At 74.0% G+C, this 21,146-nt stretch carries 14 protein-coding genes; 11 read left to right on the top strand and 3 right to left on the bottom strand.

All coding sequences use genetic code 11. The annotated features are described in order from the left end of the window. Positions 1–493 precede the first annotated feature (493 nt). Positions 494–1,054 (top strand): transcriptional regulator NrdR, encoded by a 561-nt coding sequence (nrdR, locus tag OG899_RS05830; RefSeq protein ID WP_125498239.1) that lies wholly within the window; start codon positions 494–496, stop codon positions 1,052–1,054. 161 nt (positions 1,055–1,215) lie between these two features. After that, on the top strand, positions 1,216–4,098 hold the full coding sequence (locus tag OG899_RS05825; RefSeq protein ID WP_168130809.1) for a vitamin B12-dependent ribonucleotide reductase: 2,883 nt from the start codon (positions 1,216–1,218) through the stop codon (positions 4,096–4,098). A 162-nt stretch (positions 4,099–4,260) separates the two neighbouring features. On the opposite strand, the gene OG899_RS05820 is transcribed toward OG899_RS05825, so the two are convergent. Next, positions 4,261–4,794, bottom strand: a complete 534-nt coding sequence (locus tag OG899_RS05820) for a TerD family protein (RefSeq protein WP_125498237.1) — start codon at positions 4,792–4,794, stop codon at positions 4,261–4,263. Positions 4,795–4,947: 153 nt separating this feature from the next. Here OG899_RS05820 and OG899_RS05815 point away from each other — a divergent pair, with 153 nt between their 5' ends. From OG899_RS05815 to OG899_RS05795, 5 genes are all read left to right on the top strand, one after another. Then, positions 4,948–5,553 (top strand): YdbC family protein, encoded by a 606-nt coding sequence (locus OG899_RS05815; protein WP_125498236.1) that lies wholly within the window; start codon positions 4,948–4,950, stop codon positions 5,551–5,553. Between the two features lie 133 nt (positions 5,554–5,686). Further along, positions 5,687–6,355, top strand: a complete 669-nt coding sequence (locus tag OG899_RS05810; RefSeq protein ID WP_125498235.1) for a histidine phosphatase family protein — start codon at positions 5,687–5,689, stop codon at positions 6,353–6,355. A gap of 2 nt (positions 6,356–6,357) precedes the next feature. Next, on the top strand, positions 6,358–7,266 hold the full coding sequence (locus OG899_RS05805) for an ADP-ribosylglycohydrolase family protein (protein WP_168130810.1): 909 nt from the start codon (positions 6,358–6,360) through the stop codon (positions 7,264–7,266). A 740-nt stretch (positions 7,267–8,006) separates the two neighbouring features. Then, positions 8,007–8,708, top strand: a complete 702-nt coding sequence (locus tag OG899_RS05800) for a ribonuclease HII (RefSeq protein ID WP_125498233.1) — start codon at positions 8,007–8,009, stop codon at positions 8,706–8,708. A 68-nt stretch (positions 8,709–8,776) separates the two neighbouring features. Next, positions 8,777–9,403, top strand: a complete 627-nt coding sequence (locus OG899_RS05795) for a hypothetical protein (protein WP_125498232.1) — start codon at positions 8,777–8,779, stop codon at positions 9,401–9,403. A 314-nt stretch (positions 9,404–9,717) separates the two neighbouring features. Here the strand turns inward: OG899_RS05795 and OG899_RS05790 are convergent, their stop codons facing one another. Then, positions 9,718–10,353: a hypothetical protein gene (locus OG899_RS05790; protein WP_308293319.1), complete on the bottom strand. Its 636-nt coding sequence runs from the start codon at positions 10,351–10,353 to the stop codon at positions 9,718–9,720. A gap of 266 nt (positions 10,354–10,619) precedes the next feature. On the opposite strand from OG899_RS05790, the gene OG899_RS05785 reads away from it, so the two are divergent. Then, positions 10,620–12,773: a RecQ family ATP-dependent DNA helicase gene (locus tag OG899_RS05785; protein WP_125498231.1), complete on the top strand. Its 2,154-nt coding sequence runs from the start codon at positions 10,620–10,622 to the stop codon at positions 12,771–12,773. A 272-nt stretch (positions 12,774–13,045) separates the two neighbouring features. Here OG899_RS05785 and OG899_RS05780 read toward each other — a convergent pair whose 3' ends face one another. Then, complete coding sequence (locus OG899_RS05780) at positions 13,046–14,941, bottom strand: DUF4192 family protein (protein ID WP_406310925.1); 1,896 nt, start codon at positions 14,939–14,941, stop codon at positions 13,046–13,048. Between the two features lie 415 nt (positions 14,942–15,356). Between OG899_RS05780 and OG899_RS05775 the strand changes: the two genes are divergently transcribed. The 3 genes from OG899_RS05775 to OG899_RS05765 all read left to right on the top strand — a co-directional run bounded on the left by OG899_RS05775 (position 15,357) and on the right by OG899_RS05765 (position 21,111). After that, positions 15,357–17,474: a glycogen debranching N-terminal domain-containing protein gene (locus OG899_RS05775; protein WP_125498229.1), complete on the top strand. Its 2,118-nt coding sequence runs from the start codon at positions 15,357–15,359 to the stop codon at positions 17,472–17,474. Positions 17,475–17,605: 131 nt separating this feature from the next. Next, a complete protein-coding gene (locus tag OG899_RS05770) occupies positions 17,606–18,355 on the top strand; it encodes an NUDIX domain-containing protein (RefSeq protein WP_125498228.1) in 750 nt (249 codons plus the stop codon). A 137-nt stretch (positions 18,356–18,492) separates the two neighbouring features. After that, positions 18,493–21,111, top strand: a complete 2,619-nt coding sequence (locus OG899_RS05765) for an ATP-binding cassette domain-containing protein (RefSeq protein WP_168130813.1) — start codon at positions 18,493–18,495, stop codon at positions 21,109–21,111. Positions 21,112–21,146 lie beyond the last annotated feature (35 nt).

Here is a 21,146-nt window from a genome sequence, read left to right as displayed (position 1 = left end):
CGCACGTGTCGTCCGCGCGGCGCTCACGGGATCTCCGTACGGTGGGGCTCGTCCGTCCGCGCCGTACCCGGGACGGGCACGCGCATCGCGCCCGTGCCGCCGTCCGGGGGTGTCCGGTGTGCCGTCGTGCACCGGCGGCCCGCGGTCGGGCGGGCGGGTGCCGTGACGGCGCCTACGAGGCGCTGCCCGAGGGCCCGGCACCCCGGGGTCACAGGGGACGTCCAGCTTCTTCCGCGCGGCCGTGGAGCGGCCGCCGTGCCGTCGTGCCCGGGTGTCGGCACGGGTCTTCCGGTGCCGTTCGGCGCGACACGCCCTGCTTCGGCCTGTCATCCCGGCGATCCCTACATGTAGTGGTTGGATGGCTACCGCACCCCACAAGTTGTGGTGCCCCGGGTCTTCGGCCCCACGAACATCGCCTATGCTGGGGGTCGCTTCGCGGGGCCTGTGAGCCCCGGTGAGGCGTATGAGTCTGCTGTGAGGAGGGTTGGAGTCCATGCACTGCCCCTTCTGCAGGCACCCCGACAGTCGCGTCGTCGACAGCCGTACGGCCGACGACGGCACGTCGATCCGCAGGCGCCGCCAGTGCCCTGACTGCTCCCGCCGCTTCACCACCGTCGAGACGTGTTCGCTCATGGTGGTCAAGCGGTCCGGAGTCACCGAGCCGTTCAGCCGCACCAAGGTCATCAACGGTGTGCGCAAGGCGTGTCAGGGACGGCCCGTCACCGAGGACGCGCTGGCCCAGCTCGGCCAGCGGGTCGAGGAGGCGGTGCGGGCCAGCGGCAGCGCCGAGGTGGCCGCCCACGACGTGGGGCTGGCCATACTCGGCCCGCTGAAGGAACTCGATCTCGTCGCCTACCTGCGGTTCGCGTCCGTGTACCGGGCGTTCGAGTCGCTGGAGGACTTCGAGGCCGCCATCGCGGAACTCAGGGAAGGCATGCGCGAGCCCGTCGCACAGCAGGAGGGCGGCGACGGCGCTGTCGCGGGGAGCCAGGAGGACGACGGCGGGCGCACGGGGGCGGCTGAGGACCCCGAGCCCGCACACGCCGCCGGCTGATCGGCGGGCCGGTCCGGACGACCAGCCCGGTCCGGCTCAGCGGCGGCGAGGAAGACGGTTGCGGGCGGCAGTGGCCGAGGATGCCCGCAGCATCAGACAGAACACCGTGTCCCGGAACATCGGGACACTTCAGGGCGTTTTCGCCCGTACAGGGAGGCGGCATGACAGAGACGACGAGCGGTCCGGCACGAGGTTCCCGAGCCAAGAGTGCGAAGGCGGGGACCAAGGGGCTGCGCATCGAGCGCATCCACACCACCCCGGGTGTGCACCCGTACGACGAGGTGGTCTGGGAGCGCCGTGACGTCGTCATGACCAACTGGCGCGACGGCTCGGTCAACTTCGAGCAGCGTGGCGTCGAATTCCCCGACTTCTGGTCGGTGAACTCGGTCAACATCGTCACCAGCAAGTACTTCCGGGGGGCCGTCGGCACCCCGCAGCGCGAGACCAGCCTCAAGCAGCTGATCGACCGCATCGTGAAGACGTACCGGAAGGCCGGTGAGGAGAACAAGTACTTCGCCTCGCCCGCCGACGCGGAGATCTTCGAGCACGAGCTGGCCTACGCCCTCCTGCACCAGATCTTCAGCTTCAACAGCCCGGTGTGGTTCAACGTCGGGACCAGCCAGCCCCAGCAGGTCTCCGCCTGCTTCATCCTGTCCGTCGAGGACTCCATGGAGTCGATCCTCGACTGGTACAAGGAAGAGGGCATGATCTTCAAGGGCGGCTCCGGCGCCGGCCTGAACCTCTCCCGGATCCGTTCCTCCAAGGAGCTGCTGTCCTCCGGCGGCAACGCCTCCGGCCCGGTGTCCTTCATGCGCGGTGCCGACGCCTCCGCCGGCACCATCAAGTCCGGCGGTGCCACCCGCCGCGCCGCCAAGATGGTCATCCTCGACGTCGACCACCCCGACATCGAGGACTTCATCGAGACCAAGGTCAAGGAGGAGGAGAAGATCCGCGCCCTGCGCGACGCGGGCTTCGACATGGACCTCGGCGGCGAGGACATCACCTCCGTCCAGTACCAGAACGCCAACAACTCCGTCCGTGTCAACGACGAGTTCATGAAGGCGGTCGAGGAGGGCAAGAAGTTCGGCCTGCGGGCCCGCCTGACCGGCGAGGTCATCGAGGAGGTCGACGCCAAGGCCCTGTTCCGCAAGATGGCCGAGGCCGCCTGGGCCTGCGCCGACCCGGGCATCCAGTACGACGACACGATCAACCACTGGCACACCTGCCCGGAGTCCGGCCGCATCAACGGCTCGAACCCCTGCAGCGAGTACATGCACCTGGACAACACGTCCTGCAACCTGGCCTCGCTGAACCTGATGAAGTTCCTCAAGGACGACGGCAAGGGCAACCAGTCGTTCGACACGGAGCGCTTCCAGAAGGTCGTCGAGCTGGTCATCACCGCGATGGACATCTCGATCTGCTTCGCGGACTTCCCGACCCAGAAGATCGGCGAGAACACCCGCGCCTTCCGCCAGCTCGGCATCGGCTACGCCAACCTCGGCGCCCTGCTGATGGCGACCGGCCACGCCTACGACTCCGACGGCGGCCGCGCGCTCGCCGGTGCCATCACCTCCCTGATGACCGGCACCGCCTACCGGCGCTCCGCCGAGCTGGCCGCGATCGTCGGCCCCTACGACGGCTACGCCCTCAACGCCCAGGCGCACCAGCGGGTCATGCGGCAGCACGCCGATGCCAACGACCGCGCCGTGCGCATGGACGACCTGGACACCCCGGTGTGGGCCGCCGCCACGGAGGCCTGGCAGGACGTGCTGCGCCTCGGCGAGAAGAACGGCTTCCGCAACTCCCAGGCGTCCGTGCTGGCCCCGACCGGCACCATCGGCCTCGCGATGGGCTGCGACACCACCGGTGTCGAGCCGGACCTCGCCCTGGTGAAGTTCAAGAAGCTGGTCGGCGGCGGGTCGATGCAGATCGTCAACGGCACCGTCCCGCAGGCCCTGCGCCGCCTGGGCTACCAGGAGGAGCAGATCGAGGCGATCGTCGCCCACATCGCCGAGCACGGCAACGTCATCGACGCGCCGGGCCTGAAGCAGGAGCACTACGAGGTGTTCGACTGCGCGATGGGCGAGCGGGCCATCTCCCCGATGGGCCACGTGCGGATGATGGCCGCGATCCAGCCGTGGATCTCCGGCGCCATCTCCAAGACGGTCAACATGCCGGAGTCGGCGACCGTCGAGGACGTCGAGGAGATCTACTTCCAGGCCTGGAAGATGGGCGTCAAGGCGCTGGCGATCTACCGCGACAACTGCAAGGTGGGCCAGCCGCTGTCCGCCAAGAAGAAGGAGTCCGCGCAGGACAAGGCCGAGCAGTCGCAGGCCGCGCCGGAGAAGGTGGTCGAGTACCGTCCGGTCCGCCGGCGCCTGCCGAAGGGCCGCCCGGGTATCACCACCTCCTTCACCGTCGGCGGCGCCGAGGGCTACATGACGGCCAATTCCTACCCGGACGACGGTCTGGGCGAGGTCTTCCTGAAGATGTCCAAGCAGGGTTCGACCCTGGCGGGCATGATGGACGCCTTCTCCATCGCCGTCTCGGTGGGTCTGCAGTACGGCGTGCCGCTGGAGACGTACGTCTCGAAGTTCACCAACATGCGCTTCGAGCCGGCCGGTATGACCGACGACCCCGATGTGCGCATGGCGCAGTCGATCGTCGACTACATCTTCCGCCGCCTGGCGCTGGACTTCCTGCCCTTCGAGACCCGCTCGGCGCTCGGCATCCACTCCGCGGAGGAGCGTCAGCGCCACCTGGAGACCGGCTCCTACGAGCCGATCGACGAGGAGGTCGACGTCGAGGCCCTGGCCCAGTCGGCGCCGCGCGAGACCGAGCCGAAGACGGTCGACACGCCGAAGGCCGAGGCCGAGGCGGCCAAGCCCGCCCCGAGGGAGGCGCACACCAACGCCGAGCTGGTGGAGATGCAGCTGGGCATCCAGGCGGACGCCCCGCTGTGCTTCTCCTGCGGCACCAAGATGCAGCGGGCCGGCTCCTGCTACATCTGCGAGGGCTGCGGCTCGACCAGCGGCTGCAGCTGATCACCGGCCGTCCCCGAGCGGACGACGCCATCGGGCGGGGTGCGCGGAGCGCCCCGCCCGAACCGCCGGGCACCGGGCGGGGCACACGGCCCGCCCGGCGCCCGGCGCATCCGGACGACAAGGCCCTACGGCCGGCGCGCGGCGCCCATGCTGGGGGAGGTCCTACGGCCGACGTGCGGCACCCATGCTGCGGGGGAAGGCCTCCGGGTCGCCCTCGAAGCCGTGCACGCCCGCCCGGAAGCCCCAGGCGCCCGTGGTGTCACGGGTGAACTCCGCGACGACGGCGGCCGCCGCCCCCGGCACTCCGCGGAAGTCGTCCTCGGCGAGCACCGTGTAGCCCTCCCGGATGCGCAGCCCCGGGGCCCGCACGTCGCCGAAGGTCAGGCGTCCGCCCTGCTGCTGGATCACCACACCGACGACCACCCGCGCGTACCGGGGGTCCAGCCGGTACAGCTCGACGGTCATGACCTCGTCCCAGCCGAAGCCGACGCCGTCCCGGCTGTCCCGGTTCAGATGGATCGTGCCGTCGGGGGACCGGCTGTCGAAGTGCACCAGATAGGCCGGGTCACCGTGCGGATCGCTCTTCGGGTAGGTCGCCGCCACGATGTCGAGATCGGTGGGCGGCCGGCCCGCCGGGCTCGGATCCCACTTGACCGCGATCTCGACCGTGCGGATCCCCTTGCTGAGCCCGCTCACTGGAACTCCCCTCTCCCCGTGCCGTACGCAGTCTCCCGCCCCGTCCTCCCCGGAGCACACGGCGCCTGAAGTCATCGTGCCATGCACACGGCAGAACAAACCCCGTCCTCGGCACTCTGACCGACGCGCGGCCCTGGGCCTTACCATGGCGCGGTGCTGGTCAAGTGGACTCGTTGCACCGTGGTGGACCGCCGGGGGTTCGAACGGGGGCAACGGAAATGGGCGGGGCTTCTGGGAGAGCCGGGATTTCGAGGGCAGGGCGGCGGCTGGAGCCGGACACGGCAGGGCGTGGCCCATGTCTTCGCCTTCTGGGAGAGCCGTGCCTTCTACGACTCCTTCATGGCCCGCTCCCACGACCGGCTCGCCGCCTCCCAGTCCGGCACGTTCCGCGACGCCCAGGTCCGCCTCTTCGACCACCGGTTCGACGTGAAGACCGGGTTCGAGCCGCGCTTCACCGACGCCGACCTGCTGCGGGTGGCCCTGTGCCGGGTGCACGAGGAGCGTGCCGAGCACTTCACCCTCATGCAGGAGAAGGTCTGGAACCCGGCGATGGCGGGCTCGCCCGGCATGGTCCGCGGCCTGTTCGGGGAGGCACCGGGCAACGAGTTCCTGGTGCTGTCGATGTGGCAGTCGTCCGCGGAGCACGGCAAGTACCGCACGGAGCGCATCGAGCGGCTCGCGCTGCGTGCCCAGCTGGAGGCCGATGTGGCGGCCCTGACCGGCGACATCGTGGATCTGGAGCCCGCCTGGACGGTGTGAGTCCGGGACCCGGACGGTCGGCCGCACACCGCACGTGTGCCCTCGGTCGCGCCGGGTGCGCGACGAGTGTGAGGCGGGCCGTACCCGTCCGCTCGAGTGCTCGCCCGGGCCGGATTCGACCTAGTGTTCTGACATGGCACGACCACGGCGCATCGTTCTGGTGCGGCACGGCGAGTCGGCGGGCAACGTCGACGACACCGTGTACGAGCGCGAACCCGACCACGCGCTGGCCCTGACCGAGCGAGGGTGGCAGCAGGCCGAGGAGACGGGCAAGAAACTGCGCGAACTCTTCGGCCGGGAACGTGTCAGCGTGTACGTCTCCCCCTACCGGCGCACGCACGAGACCCTGCGCGCCTTCCACCTGGACCCCGACCGCGTCCGGGTGCGCGAGGAGCCGAGGCTGCGCGAGCAGGACTGGGGGAACTGGCAGGACCGCGACGACGTCCGCCTGCAGAAGGCCTACCGGGACGCCTACGGGCACTTCTTCTACCGCTTCGCCCAGGGCGAGTCCGGCGCCGACGTCTACGACCGGGTCGGCGGCTTCCTGGAGAGCCTCTTCCGCAGCTTCGAGGACCCCGACCATCCGCCGAACGTGCTGCTGGTGACCCACGGCCTGGCCATGCGGCTGTTCTGCATGCGGTGGTTCCACTGGACGGTCGCCGAGTTCGAGTCGCTGTCCAACCCGGGGAACGGCGAGATGCGGATGCTGCTGCTCGGGGACGACGGCAAGTACACCCTGGACCGCCCGTTCGAGCGCTGGCGTGATCCGGAACCGTACGGGATCACTGGGGAGAGTGGTTGACCATGGCCTCCGACGTCTCGGCCGGCGCCCGCCTGGACCGCGCACTGGCCGCACTGCGCGGTCTGGCCGTGGGCGACGCGCTCGGCGCGCAGTTCACCGTGCCGTTCCACCGCCCGCTGCTCGGGCGCCGTGAACTGCCGCCGGGGACCTGGCCGTGGACCGACAGCACGGAGATGGCCTGCTCCGTGGTGGCCGTCCTGGCCGGCCACCACCGCATCGACCAGGACGCCCTGGCCGCCTCCTTCGCCGAGCACTACGATGCCGCCCGCGGGTACGGCAGGGCGGTCGGCGCCCTGCTGCGCCAGGTCCGGGACGGCGCGGACTGGCGGGAGCCGGCCGCCGCGCTCTTCAGGGGGCAGGGCTCCTGGGGCAACGGCGCGGCGATGCGGATCGCACCGCTGGGCGCCTGGTACGCGGACGATCCGGAACAGGCCACCCACCAGGCGGAGATCTCCGCCTACCCCACCCACCAGCACCGTGAGGCGGTCGTGGGCGCCATGGCCGTCGCCGCGGCTGCCGCGCTGGTCGCCGCGCCCGACGGCCCGCTCACGGCCGAGGGGCTGCTCGACGGTGTCATCGCGCTCGTGCCCGCCCGCAGCGCCGTCGGTGCCGGTCTGCGGCGCGCCCGCGACATGCTGGACTACGGCGACGTGGCCACGGTCGCCGCCGTGCTCGGCTGCGGGCGGCGCAGCACCGCCCACGACACGGTGCCGTTCGCGCTGTGGGCGGCCGCCCGCGGCCTCGGGGACTTCGCGGACGCCTTCTGGACGACCGCCCGGGCCGGCGGCGACGTGGACACCACCTGCGCCATCGTGGGCGGCGTGCTGGCCGGTGCGAAGGCGGGGACGCCGCCGGCCGAGTGGGACCGGCGCACCGAACCCCTGCCGCCGTGGGTGCCGACGGCCGGCTGATCCTGTCAGGTGCCGACGCCTGACGATCCGTCACATCCGATGTGATCGGCGTCGGCGACTGTGCGGGACGGAGCGGTCCGACGGCGCGTCGGCACCGCCCATGCGACTTCACGACCGCGACTCCGAGCAAAGAGGGCGCCCGGTCGCGCCGGCCGGCGCGACCGGGATCCGGACTCGTCGGCGGGCGCCTGTCCCGACGCGCACGGCCCGTGTGCGCCCGGCTGGAGCACGTGGACGCGGAGGCTTTCGTCTCTTGACGACACGAACCCCCGCGCAGTCGTCCGCCCTGCCGCAACGGCTTGCCTCGCGCGCGGCACCGACCGCGCTCAACTCCCGTACACGGGCACCGTGCTGTGCCGCACGACCACCGCCGGCGCCGCGGGATGCCGGGCGGCGCGAGCGCGTCCCGCGACGCCGACGGCGGACGGCCCGGCGCACCCGCCGGACCGCCCGGCACACCCGGTGGACGGGGCCGTGCACGCCTGCGCCCGCAGTCCGGCCGCTTGCGGGAAGTGGTGATCCCGCACACGCGGGTGTGCGGTGCGGAGCCGCCCGTGACGTGCCGCGGGCGGGTGTGCACACGTGAAGAACGGGTGCACACCCGGAGAAGCCGGACGGCCGGCTGACGGGTCCTTCGGTGCACCCGCGGCAGCCGGGCACGCCGGGCGGTGGCGCCGGCGCGGGTGTGCGGGGAACCGGGGTGTCGCGGCCGGAACCGGGCGGCGTACGCTAAGGGCGCCATGCCGTACGAACCACCCACTCACACCGTCGAGCGCTCCCTGCGGGCCACGACCGGAGCGAAGGTCATTGCCGGTGTCGACGAGGTGGGGCGCGGCGCCTGGGCCGGTCCCGTCACTGTCTGCGCGGCGGTCACCGGACTGCGTCGGCCGCCCGTGGGCCTCACCGACTCGAAACTGCTCACCGTCAAGCGGCGCACCGAACTCGCCGCCGAGCTGGAGAAGTGGGTGACGGCCTACGCTCTGGGGCACGCATCCCCGCAGGAGATCGACGAGCTGGGGATGACGGCGTCGCTGCGGCTCGCCGCCGTGCGGGCCCTTGAGGCGCTGCCCGTCCGCCCCGACGCGGTGATTCTCGACGGCAAGCACGACTATCTCGGCGCCCCCTGGCGGGTTCGTACGGTCGTCAAGGGCGACCGGTCGTGCGTGGCCGTCGCGGCGGCCTCGGTGATCGCCAAGGTGCACCGCGACAAAGTGATGGCCGAACTGGGCGTCGACCATGCAGACTTCGATTTCGCGGCCAATGCCGGATATCCGTCACCCGCGCACAAAGCCGCGTTGGAGGAACGGGGACCCACCCCGCACCACCGGCTGTCGTGGGCGTATCTTGATGCGCTGCCCAAATGGCGGCACCTGAAGAAGGTCCGCGCATGGGCGGACGGATCCGCGCCGGAGATCGAGGGTCAGCTCGGCTTCGACTTCTGACCGTGCCGCCTGCCCGCGTGCGGCACCCGCCCACGCGAGCCGTACCAACGTTTGATAAATATCAGCCCATGCCTCTCATTCCCGAGGAGCCTCAGATTCACGAGAGTGCCCAGGGTCCCCGCGCCACTCCGGCCAGCGGCCGCACCGCGCCGACCCCCCGTCCCGTACCCGGCCCCCGTCCCGCGGCTCCGTCCCGCCCCGGTCGTCCCGGCCCCCAGCGGCCGGCGCCGACCCAACGCACGCCGCGCGATGTGGCCGCACCCAAGCCGGGGCCGTCGGCCCCGGCGTCCCGTGCCGCCTCGTCGAACCCGCAGATCCAGCTGATCCCGGCCTCCGCCGAGGGTGCGCTGGACGCGGCCGAGGAAGCGGTCGACCTGCTGCTGGAGTCGGGCCGTGCGCCCGGCGACGTGCTGGTCGTCACCACCGGTGACCCGCACCCATGGGCGGAGCACGAGCTGTCCTTCGGGGAGGCCTCCTACTGGGCCCAGCACGACGCGCGAGACGACGTCTTCTACACGGACGCCACCAAGGCCTCCCGCGTCGCCGCCCGCCCGGTGGTCGTGGTCGCCGTCAACGGCGGCACCGACGCTGCCGCCGCCACGGTTCTGCCGCTGGCCCATTCCCGGGCCGAGAACCTGCTGATCGTGTGCGGCGACCCCAAGAAGATCAACTCCGTTCTGGGCGCAGGCGTCTGATCCGGCCCCCGCACAGGCGGTGAACTCCCGGTCGTAGCAGGCCGTGCAGAACGACAGCCGTCGCTGCGGCACCCCCGCACGGCGGCTGCTTCGGCATGCCTGCGTGGGAACGGTCGCGGCGTGGCATGCGTGGGGCACGGTCACGGCACCGCATGCGCTGGTTCCCGTCGTCCGGTGCGCCCGCGCCCGGCACCGCACCGTGCGGCCGCGCCCCGATCGGGCGGCTGCGCCTGGTCCGGGGGAGTGTGCCCGGACACGAAGATGCGCGTTCGGCATCCGGGTGCGTGTCCGGCACGGGGCAGCGGTCGCGGACGTCACCGGTGGGCCGTCGCCCGGTGCGGCCGGTCGTCGGCGGTGTCCCGGGGACGCGGCCGCTGCGACGGGATCCCGGACATCTCGGCTGTCCCGGCGGCCGTGCGGGGCGCGGGGCCCCGGACGGCGGTCGGCCGTCGGCCGCCGCGGCCCTCCCCGAGCACCTGCCAGCCGTCCGGGGTCAGCGTGATGTAGGCCCCGCAGCGCAGCCCGTGCAGTGTGCAGGCATCACGCAGGCCCCACATCCACGCACCGTCCTCCTCCGTCCAGCGTGTCTCGCCCTCGCGGCAGTACAGCAGCACGGCGGTGCGCACCGGAGTCCGGCGCCGCAGATCGTGGGGTATGACCCGGCGCAGCTGGTCCAGCAGCGCGTTGCGCAGCATCCAGCCGTCGGCGGGCACCGGACGGTGGCCGAACGAGGCGCTGGCACGCAGCCGTTGGTCCGGGTCCAGCACCGCCACCACGGCGGTCCCCGGGGTCGGCCGGTGCCGGGCATGCAGCCCGGTGACGACCTCACGGGGGTTGCGCAGCAGCGGGATGCCCGCCGCGGCCCACTCCGCGGGTTCGAGCACACGACGGGCGGACGCGGCGGACGCCGAGAACGACGCCGCCGAGGACGGAGCACATCCGAAGGACACGTTCCTCCCTTCGGCTACACGCCCGCACGGCGGGCGGGACCGGATGCGGCAGCGCCCCGCGGCGCAGTCCGACCGGATCACGGGCCCGTCCGTGCGGGAGCGGCTTCGAGCGTTCCTGTCGCACAGGTAGACGACACGAGCAGAACGACAACTGACGTGTTTCTACCCAGCGTGCGGCCGGGCGACGCGCGGTAGTGGCGTTGCGTGCCCACACGTCACCGTGCGTGAAGTGGCCGAAGAAGCCTGCCGTCGGGTTGCATGGGGCCATGGACGATCCTCAGCTGCGGGCAGAAGCCGACGCCGTACTCGCCGAACTGGTCGGTGCCCCGGGGGCACGGTTGCGCGAGGACCAGTGGCAGGCCGTGGCGGCTCTGGTGCGGGAGCGCCGGCGCGCCCTGGTGGTGCAGCGCACCGGCTGGGGCAAGTCCGCGGTGTACTTCGTCGCCACCGTCCTGCTGCGGCGGCGCGGCAGCGGCCCCACGGTGATCGTCTCGCCGCTGCTGGCGCTGATGCGCAACCAGGTCGAGGCGGCCGAACGGGCCGGCATCCGGGCGCGCACCATCAACTCGGCGAACCCGGAGGAGTGGGAGACGATCCACGCGGAGGTCGAGCGCGGCGAGACCGACGTCCTGCTCGTCAGCCCCGAGCGCCTCAACGCCGTCGACTTCCGCGAACACCTGCTCCCGCGGCTGGCGGCCACCACCGGCCTGCTCGTCGTCGACGAGGCGCACTGCATCTCCGACTGGGGCCACGACTTCCGGCCCGACTACCGCAGGCTGCGGTCCATGCTGGCCGGCCTCGCACCGGGTGTGCCGGTCCTGGCCACCACCGCCACCGCCAATGCGCGGGTCACGGCGGACGTGGCCGAGCAACTGGGCACCGGCGGCGACGAGGCCCTGGTGCTGCGCGGCTCCCTGGAGCGGGAGAGCCTGCGGCTCGGCGTCGTGCGGCTGCCGGACGCCGCGCACCGGCTGGCCTGGCTCGCCGAGCACCTGCCCGAGCTGCCGGGCTCCGGGATCGTCTACACCCTCACCGTCGCCGCGGCCGAGGAGGTCACCGCGTTCCTGCGGCAGCGCGGCCACCGGGTGGCCTCCTACACCGGGCGCACGGAGAACGCCGACCGGCAGCAGGCCGAGGCCGACCTGCTGGCCAACCGCGTGAAGGCACTGGTGGCCACCTCGGCACTCGGCATGGGCTTCGACAAACCCGACCTGGGTTTCGTGGTCCACCTCGGATCGCCGTCCTCCCCGATCGCCTACTACCAGCAGGTCGGCCGGGCCGGGCGCGGTGTGGAGCACGCCGATGTGCTGATGCTGCCGGGCAAGGAGGACGAGGCGATCTGGCGGTATTTCGCCGACACCGCCTTCCCGCCCGAGGCACAGGTCCGGCAGACCCTCGCGGCCCTCGCGGACGCCGGCCGGCCGCTGTCGGTGCCGGCCCTGGAGGCCCTGGTGGATCTGCGCCGCACCCGCCTGGAGACCCTGCTGAAGGTGCTGGACGTGGACGGCGCCGTCGAGCGGGTCAAGGGTGGCTGGATCGCCACCGGCACACCCTGGACCTACGACGCGGAACGCTACGCACGGGTGGCGCGCCAGCGGGCCGCCGAACAGCAGGCCATGCGCGACTACGTCACCACGACGCAGTGCCGGATGGAGTTCCTGCGCCGCCACCTGGACGACGAGGGCGCGGCCCCGTGCGGCCGTTGCGACAACTGCGCCGGACCCTGGGTCGACTCCACCGTCTCGCCCGAGGCACTGACCGGCGCCGAGAAGGAACTCGACCGCCCGGGAGTGGAGATCGAGCCGCGCCGCATGTGGCCCACGGGCATGCCCGCGCTCGGCATCGACCTCAAGGGCCGCATCCCCGCGGGCGAGCAGTGCTCCACCGGGCGCGCCCTGGGACGGCTCTCCGACATCGGCTGGGGCAACCGGCTGCGTCCGCTCCTGGCCGACGGCGCACCCGACGGCCCGGTGCCCGACGACGTCCTGCGGGCCGTCGTCGAGGTGCTCGCCGACTGGGCACGCTCCCCGGGCGGATGGGCGCCCGGCGTCCCGGACCCCGTCGCGCGGCCGGTCGGAGTCGTCGCCCTGCCCTCCACCACCCGCCCGCAGCTGATCGGCACGCTGGCCGAGGGCATCGCGACCGTCGGCCGTCTGCCCTTCCTGGGCACGCTGGCCTGCACCCGGCCGGACGGCACCCACGTGGCGGCCCGCAGCAACTCCGCGCAACGTCTCAAGGCCCTCTCCGGTGCCTTCGCCGTCCCCGAGCAGCTGGGCCGGGCCCTGGCCGCCACCCCCGGCCCCGTCCTGCTCGTCGACGACCGCACCGAGTCCGGCTGGACCCTCGCGGTGGCCGCCCGTCTGCTGCGCCGGGCCGGAGCCGAGCAGGTGCTTCCGCTGGTCCTCGCGGCCGGGGGTTGAGCGGGCGGCGTCCGCCGCTGCGGCTTCTGCGGCTCGGGTGGGTGGACGGCTGCGGGCCGCGTGCGGTGTGAGCCCGGGCGCTGCGGGCTGTGTGCGGTACGGGACCGGGCGCTGCGGGCCGCCCGCGGTGTGGGGGCCGGGCGGACGGCTTCGGGCGGTGTGCACGACATGGGGTCGTGCGGGGAACGCGGTGTGCCCGGCGGGCGGCTTGCGCCGACGCGCGGCCCGGAGGGCGGTGAGCGCAGCCCATGCCATGTCTGGTCCTCTCGATGTCACGTCTGCTGTTCTCCTGTCTGGTCCTCCGGCTCGCTGCCGGGCGCGGACGGCGTGCTGTGGGGCACGTCGCCGCAGTCCCGCGGGTCGACTGTCGCGGGGCGCGGGCGGGTGCCGGCCGTGGTCGCGGGACGGGTGCGGGCACCGGGACGTGTCCCGTCGGCGCGGCATCCGGGACGGTTGCGGCCCCGGCCGGGCGCGACCGCACCGCGGGTGCCCGCACGCGGACGGCGTCGACGGCGGCCCGCTCCTGCCGCTCCCGAGGTGCGTGCGGTGCTGTCGGCCGCTTCCTGCCCCTGCGAGGCCCCCGGCTCGGGCGGGCCGGGTGCCACCTCGACCGTCCGAGCGGCGGGTCCGGTCGGCCGAGCGGCGGGTTGGGGTGTCCGGCCGGCCTGTGTGCCCGACCGGGCCGCCGTGTCCGACGGGTCGGGCGTGCCCGGCGTGTCCGTCGCCGCGTCGTTCGGCACATCCGGTGGCGTCGCTGCATCCGTTGCCCGAGCGTCCGGCGTCGGTGTGTCCGTCGCCGGAGCGTTCGCTGTTTCCGGGGCGTCCGTCCCGGACGCGTCTGCCGTTCCGGCCGTCCCGCATGCGTCTTCCGTTCCGGCCGTCCCACGTGCATCTGCCGTTCCGGCCGTCCCGGGAACGTCCGTCGCCGGAGTGCGGGCCGTACGGGGAGCGACCGTTGTACCGTCCGACTCGGTTTCCGGTGGCCGGGTGGGCTCCTGCCGGCCGGCGCGTTCCGCGCGCAGGCAGCGGCGGACCGATTCCGGATCCAGCCCTTCGTTGCACGCCTGGTGCAGCAGGCGGGCGAAGAGGTAGTCGGGGTCCGCACCCAGCGCCATGGCCAAGGCCTCCCGGGCCTCCAGCTCGTCACCGGACGACCAGGCGACCCAGCCCGCGAGCGTCAGCGGGGCCGCCGCGTGTTCGCCGTACGGGCCCACGCAACGGCGGGCCAGCGCGCGCCACAGCCGCAGCGCCGGGGTGGCCTCGTCGCCCTCCATCCATGCCGCGGCCCGGTCGCGGGTCGTGCGGTCCTGCAGGCCGAGGATGAGCCGGGCCGCCTCCTCGTCCTCGAGCAAGCGGTCGTCGCGAAGATCGGCGGCGGCGACGCCGGAAACAGCGGGCGCCTCGGCGAAGCGCCGCATGACACGCTCGGCGAGTCGCAGGGTCTCGACCGCCACCGCCGGGCCGTCCGTCTCGTCCAGCATCCGAGGCACCAGGGTCCGGCTCGCGCTGTCCAGCGCCCGCTCCTGCTGTTGTGCGGCGGCGCCGCTCCGGCAGGGCAGCAGCCTGGCGCGCAGCTCCCGCAGGCTGCCGCGTACCTGGATGCCGGCGTAGGCCGCGGCGGCGGCCAGCACGGAGGTGCCGGGCAGTCCCATGGGCCTGCCTTCGTCGGGACAGCAGTCGTCGGTCGGACAGCAGTACGACCAGAAGCGACCTCCGGAGATGCACAGCGCCTCGATCACCGGGACGTCGAGGCGCCCGCATTCGGTGCGCAGGTGTTGGGCGAGGGGGCGCAGCCTGTTCTTCACCTCCCGCGGTGACTCGCCCGCTGCCGGGTCCTGCCAGAGGAAGGCGACCATCTGCTCGGGTTTGGCGCCCCTGCGCTCGCTGCCCGTGATCAGTCCGTGCGCCAGCTGCCGCGCTGCCCAGGGCCAGTCCTCGCTGTTCGGCGGGATGCCGAGGCGGGCCCGGCCGCCGAACCTGCCGCGCCCGCCCCGGTCGTGCAGCGCGACCAGGACCATGCTGTCCTCGGGCCGGTAGCCGAGGAGGTAGGGCAGGGCGTCGACCAGTTCGGCCGGGGTGCGCAGGGTCACCTGGTGTTCGGAGGAGAAACCGGTGTAGGCGATGTCGCCGGTGAGGAAGGGTCCGGTCGTGTGGCTGTGATGCGTCATGCGACGACGATCTCGCGGAACCCAAACCTCCGCTTTGCCTGTGGAAAACCCTGATCAGGGGCACGTCAAGCACAGACCAGGCTCTGCCGAGCCGTTGCTCCTCCGAGCCGTCGTCCGTCCGGGCCGTCGTCCGTCCGGGCCGACCGTCCGCCCGCCGCGTTCGACCAGCCGCCCCGTCTCACGGCCGCCCTGCGGCTGCCCTCCCGTCGTCCTCCCCCCCCGCCCCCCGACCGCCGTTCAGCCGGATGCACGGCACCGGGCGTGACCCGGACCGGTGCCACCGCGTTCACCTGAGTGGCGGAACCCCGGCCAGGGCGCCCGCCGGACTTCCCGCCCCGCGAGCACCTGCCCGGGCACCGGCCGTTCGGAACCGGCCGAGCGCCCGAGGCGCCCAGAGCACAGAGAAGGCCGCCGCATGTACCAGCCGACGCGACCCGCCGAGCCCTCGGCGCCCAGCAGGACCCCGCCCGGCGCCCCGGCCCCGGCGAAGGGTCCCCTGCGGCCGGCACCCGGCCGGGACGAGCGCCGGTCACCGACCCCGCACCGGTCCTGCCGGCCCGCGCCGCGGACGGCCCCCGCCCCGCCGGCCGAGCTGCCCTCCACGCACGACGCCCTGATCTGTGTGGCACTGCCGGCCCTGACCGTCTCCACGGAACAGGGGCAGCTGACCGGCCGGGGCCTGGAAGGCGTCTACCGGGCGGGCCGGCGGCTGCTGTCCCGCTGCCGCCTCCGTGTCGCCGGGCGCGAGCCGCTGGTCGTGCAGGCGCGGATGACCGCACCGGATCGCGTCCGCTTCGTGGGCACGCTGCGCGCGTCGCCCGACGCGGGCCCCGACCCGGACGTCGTCGTGGAACGCACCCGGGACGCGGAGGGCACCGAGCGGATCGTGCTGCGCAGTGCCTCCCCGCGGCCCCTGCGGCTGCCGGTCGAGGTGGCTCTCGGCACCGACCTGGCGGAACTCGGCCGGATCGCGGCTGGCCGGGCCGGCGGCGAACGTCCCGCGAGCGTGCGCGGTCCCGGCCTGTGCTGGTCGGCGCCGGACATCAGCGTGTCCGTGACGGCACAGCCGCCCCCGGCGGACGTGCTGGCCTCGGCCGGACTGCTGCGCTGGCAGTTCGACCTGTCCCCGGGCGGCACCGCGAGCCTGGAGCTGCGCGTACGGCAGGACGGCGCCGGACCGGTCCGCTCCGCCGCCCGCACGGTGACGAGCCCTCTCGCCGGGGCCGTCGCCACCGCCGACACACCCGGAGTTCCGGACCTGCTGCGCACCGCCATCGAGGACCTGCGGGCCCTGCTGCTGCGCGACCCGCGGCACCCCGCCGACCTGCATCTCGCGGCGGGTGCGCCGTGGCGGTGCGGTCTCGCCCCGGCCGAGGCGCTCGCCGCGGCCCGGATGGCGCTGCCGCTGGGCACCCGGCTCGCCGCGGGCACCCTGCGCACCCTGGCCCGCACTCAGCACACCGGCCCGGGGCCGCGCTTCGGCATGATCCCCGGTCCCCGCCGCGACGCGGGTCCCCACCTGCCGCCCTGCTGCACCGGGGTGGAGGCGACCCTGCTGTTCCCCGTCGTCCTGGCGGAAGCCCGCCGCTGGGGGCTGCCCGCCCACGAGACGGAAGAACTGCTGCCGGCGGCCGAACGCTGCCTGACCTGGCTGCGCGCGACCGCCGGCGACGACACCTACCTGTGCGACCCCCTGCCCGGGCGGCCCGTCCGCTGCGAGACCCAGGCCCACGCGCACCGCGCCGCGGTGCTCGGCGCGGACCTGCTCGACGCCTGCGGCCGCCCCGGCGCCGACGCGCTGCGCCAGTGGGCCGACGCGCTGCGCACGGCGTTCCGGCGGGAGTTCTGGGCACCGGATCCGAGCGGCGGCAGACCCGCCGCGGGCCGCGCACCCGACGGCCGCCTCCTGCTCCACCTCGACGCGGCCGCCGCCCACCTGCTGGACACCGGCCTGCTCGGTGAAGGCCGGCAGGCACCCGGACTGCTCGACGAGGCCCGGACCGGACACCTCGCCCGGCTGCTGGACAGCCCGGCCATGAACTCGGGCTGGGGGCTGCGCGGCCTGGCAGCCGACGAGACGGGCTACAACCCCTTCGGCCACCGTGCCGGAGCCGTACGGGTCACGGAGACCGCCGTCGCCGTCGCCGGGCTCGCCGCGGCGGGACACGAGAAACAGGCCGGATCGCTGCTGCGGGGCCTGGTGGCCGCCGCCGAGGCCTTCGGTCACCGGCTGCCCGAGATGTTCTCCGGTGAGCAGCGCACCGAGGGCAGCGCTCCCGTCCACCACCCCGCCGCCTGTCGGCCCTCGGCCACGGCGGCCGCAGCCTCCGTCCTGCTGCTGACCGCCCTCGTGGGCATCCGTCCCGACGTGCCGGGTGGGACGGTCACCCTCCGCCCGGTGCGTTCCGCGCCCCTCGGCGAGATCGGTCTGACCGGACTGCGGGTGGCCGGGGCGCCCTTCTCCGCACGCGTGAGCAGACTCGGCCTCGCCCTCGTCGAGGAAGCGGCCGAGGGCCTGCAACTGGGGGTGTGACCTCGGACGACGTGGCAGGGGACGCGAAGGGGGGGAGGCAGCGTGTGAGTACCGGCCGGGCACAGGGGTCGGCGGTTGAGGAGGCCGGAGACGGGAGTGTTTATCGTCAGGCAGACGACTATGATCGCGGCATGCCCTACGACCCGTCAGCCTTTCCGCCCTTTGCCGTGACCGTGGACCTGGTCGTGCTGACCGTCCGCCGCCATTCCCTGTGCGCGCTGGCGGTGCGCAGGGCGGAACCACCCTTCCAGGGGCGCTGGGCGCTCCCGGGCGGGTTCGTCAGGGCCGACGAGGATCTGGCACAGGCAGCGGCACGGGAGCTGGCCGAGGCGTCGGGCCTGCGCGTGCACGACCCCGACCGGCCCGCCCAGGACGGCACCGCCCACCTCGAGCAGCTCGCGACCTACGGAGACCCCCACCGGGACCCGAGGATGCGCGTCGTCAGTGTCGCCCACCTCGTCCTGGCCCCGGATCTGCCCGCGCCCCGGCCCGGCGGCGACGCGGACCGGGCCCGGTGGGCACCCGTCGAGGAACTGCTCCAGGGCCACGACCGCGACGGCGAACCCACACCCCTCGCCTTCGACCACGCCCGGATCCTCGCCGACGGAGTCGAGCGCGCCCGCTCGAAGATCGAGTACTCGTCGCTGGCCACCGCGTTCTGCCCGCCGGAGTTCACCGTCGGCGAGCTGCGCCGGGTGTACGAAGCCGTCTGGGGCGTGGCACTCGACCCGCGCAACTTCCACCGCAAGGTCACCGGAACCCCGGGCTTCCTCGTGCCGACCGGAGGGACCACCACCCGCCAGGGCGGCCGGCCAGCCCAGCTCTTCCGCGCAGGCGGCGCCACCCTGCTCAACCCGCCGATGCTGCGCCCCGAGGTCTGACCGCGGCGGACGCACCGGCCGCGCCGCGACCGTCCTTTCTTGCGAAAGGCGAACACCGGAGCGGGCGGTGGCGTCCACCGGTCCGAACGTGCGCCGGGTTCCCGAAAAAACGGACATAAGGCGCTATCTTGCTGCGGGTGATCCAGGCCTTCGGATTGACCAGCGACTCCCGCAAGGGTCTCCCGCCCGCCGTCGACGACGTCTCCTTCGAGGCGCACGCGGGGCGCGTCACCGCGCTCCTGGGGGCGGCCGGAGCGGGCAAGACGACGACGCTGCGCCTCATGCTCGAACTCCAACAAGGCCGCGGCATCACCTACTTCAAGGGTCGCCCGCTGCACCGCATCCCCCATCCCGCGCGCGAGGTCGGTGTGCTGCTGGGCGACGTCCCCGGACATCCCTCCCGCACGGTCCGCGGCCATCTGCGCATGCTCTGCGCCGCCGCCGGACTCCCCGCCCGCAGGGCCGACGACGTGCTGGAGACCGTCGGCCTGGTCAGCTTCCGGGACGAACGCCTGGGCACCCTCTCACGCGGCCTGGACCGCCGGCTGGGCCTGGCCTGCGCCCTGCTGCCCGGCCCGCACACCCTGGTGCTCGACGACCCGGCCCGCGGACTGTCCGCGCGGGAGAGCCGCTGGCTGCACGAGAGGCTGCGCGCCCATGCGGCCCAGGGCGGCACCGTGCTGTTCACCACAGCCGACCCCAAGGAGGCCGCGCGCACCGCCGACCGGGTCGTCACCCTCGACCGCGGCAGCGTCGTCGCCGACCAGGAGGCCACCGAGTTCGCCCGCAACCGGCTCCGCCCGCGCGTGGCCGTCCGCACCCCGCACGCCGCGCGCCTGGCCGCCCTGCTGATCAAAGAGGCACGCGTCGCCCGGCGTTCCGTCGAAGTCGTGCAGGAGGACGGCAACCGCCTCTCCGTCTACGGCAGCACCTGCGCCGACGTCGGCGAGTCCGCCTTCCGCCACGGCATCCTCATCCATCAACTCGCGGACGAAGTAGGGGACATGGGGCCGGGCGCCGGAGCCGTGCCCCCTGCCGCATCGTCCGCCGCGACGACGGCGGAACCGAGTGCTGCGGTGAACCGTCGCACACCGGCACACCCCGAACACCCCGGGCACGACCGGCACACCGCCGACGCCCCCGAAGACCGGCCGGCGGTCGCCGCCCCGGCCGGCAAGCGCTCCGCGGCGCACCCGGTGATCGGCGCGCGCGGCCCGGCACTCCGCGCCACCAGGCGTCCCGACGAGGAGGGGCCCACCGCTCTTGCCGACGACCGCCCCGCCGCGCAACGCCCCGCGGCGGCCTCCGCAGCCCGGCCCGGCGGGGGCGGCACCGTGCTCACCGTGTCCGGACGGCATCCCGAGGGCGAGAACCTCCACCCCGACGCGGTACCCGGCGAGCCCCGTCGGACCGCCGCCCGCACGGAGACACCCGCACCCACCGCCGACACCCCGGACCTGCCGGGAACCGCTCAGGCGCCGGAGCACCGCGAGCCCGCCGGCACCGGCACCCCCGCGCAGGCAGCCGGTACACCCGCTCAGACCGCTGCGGCGGCGGACGGTCGCGGCACGCTCGCCGGCGACGCGACCGGGACACCCGCCGCGCCCACGGCGACACGCCCCGGCACGCCCCCCGCGGGCCGCCGGGACTCCTCGCCGGTGCTTCCCGGGAAGACGCTCTCCACCGACGTAGCCCCGGGCACCCCCGCTCGCTCCGCCTCCCCGGAGGCACCGGTCCCCGGGGAGGCGGGCCTCCGTCGCGCAGCCCCCGCCACCACCTCCCGCACGGGCACCCGGACCACCGCGGACGGCCCGGACGACCCGCCCGTGCACAGCCGCCCGGCCGCCCCCGGCGCACCGGGAACCCGCGGCACCGGCACCGAGCGGCAGTCCTGTGCCGCACAGCCCTCGATCCCCACCCCCCGCCCGGCGGAGGCGCTCCGGCTCGACACCTCCTCCACGCTCCCGCCGCCGATCTGCGTCCGCCCCGGCCCCAGCCCCCTGCGCCCCCTGCGCTACGAACTGCGCCGCGCCTGGGGCGTCGGGACGGGCTTCGTCACCTGCGCCGTCGTCCTCGTCGTCTCCGCCCTCACCTCGCTGATCATGGGCGGCCTCGGCCACACCCCGCAGCCGCGGCTGCTGGCCGCCTGGCCCCAGCTGCTCCCGCTCCCGCCGGCCGCGCTGGGCGCCGGACTGCTCGGCGCGCTCGCCTTCGGCGACGAGTTCCGTCACCCCGCGCTCGCCGCCGACCGTGGCACCGTGCCCCGCCGCCTGGGGCTGCTCGCCGCGAAACTGCTCGTCGCCACCGTCACCGCGCTGCTGCTCGCCTTCCTCTCCATCGGCTGCGACGCCGAGGCCCTCTACCTCGTCTTCGGCGGGGAGCTGACCCAGGTGCCCGGGGACTGGCTTGTGCTGGGCGCGAGTTGGGTGTCTCTCGTGGTGGGCTGCGCCTGGACCGGCGTGCTGGCCGCGGGCATCTTCCGCTCCACCGCGGCCGGGCTCGCCACGGTTCTGGCGGTGCCGGTGGTCGTGGCCCCCGCGGTGCACGCGGTCTTCGGCGCCTCGGCCGGCGACCCCGACGGGCTGCCCGCCCGGCTGCGTGAGCTGTTCCTGCTGCCCTGGCCCTTCGGCGGCAGCCGCTACCTGGCCGCCGCGGCCCGGCTCACCGCTCAACCGATGGGCGCGGCACTGGCATTGTCGCTGGCCGCGCTCGCCTGCGGATACGTGACCACGACCGTGCGGAACCGGACCCGGTGACCGGTGCGCACCCCGCCCGATGACCGGCTTCGCCC

The organism is Streptomyces thermoviolaceus, from assembly GCF_045209695.1.
GTDB lineage: Bacteria > Actinomycetota > Actinomycetes > Streptomycetales > Streptomycetaceae > Streptomyces > Streptomyces thermoviolaceus.
Note: the sequence above shows the minus strand (reverse complement) of the source record. Positions and strands in the feature narration are given on the sequence as shown.

Excerpts from the sequence above, each read along its gene's own strand:
- nrdR (WP_125498239.1), top strand. The coding sequence starts at position 494 with ATGCACTGCCCCTTCTGCAGGCACCCCGACAGTCGCGTCGTCGACAGC.
- OG899_RS05825 (WP_168130809.1), top strand. The coding sequence starts at position 1,216 with ATGACAGAGACGACGAGCGGTCCGGCACGAGGTTCCCGAGCCAAGAGT.
- OG899_RS05810 (WP_125498235.1), top strand. The coding sequence starts at position 5,687 with ATGGCACGACCACGGCGCATCGTTCTGGTGCGGCACGGCGAGTCGGCG.
- OG899_RS05805 (WP_168130810.1), top strand. The coding sequence starts at position 6,358 with ATGGCCTCCGACGTCTCGGCCGGCGCCCGCCTGGACCGCGCACTGGCC.
- OG899_RS05800 (WP_125498233.1), top strand. The coding sequence starts at position 8,007 with ATGCCGTACGAACCACCCACTCACACCGTCGAGCGCTCCCTGCGGGCC.
- OG899_RS05795 (WP_125498232.1), top strand. The coding sequence starts at position 8,777 with ATGCCTCTCATTCCCGAGGAGCCTCAGATTCACGAGAGTGCCCAGGGT.
- OG899_RS05785 (WP_125498231.1), top strand. The coding sequence starts at position 10,620 with ATGGACGATCCTCAGCTGCGGGCAGAAGCCGACGCCGTACTCGCCGAA.
- OG899_RS05780 (WP_406310925.1), bottom strand. The coding sequence starts at position 14,941 with ATGACGCATCACAGCCACACGACCGGACCCTTCCTCACCGGCGACATC.
- OG899_RS05775 (WP_125498229.1), top strand. The coding sequence starts at position 15,357 with ATGTACCAGCCGACGCGACCCGCCGAGCCCTCGGCGCCCAGCAGGACC.
- OG899_RS05770 (WP_125498228.1), top strand. The coding sequence starts at position 17,606 with ATGCCCTACGACCCGTCAGCCTTTCCGCCCTTTGCCGTGACCGTGGAC.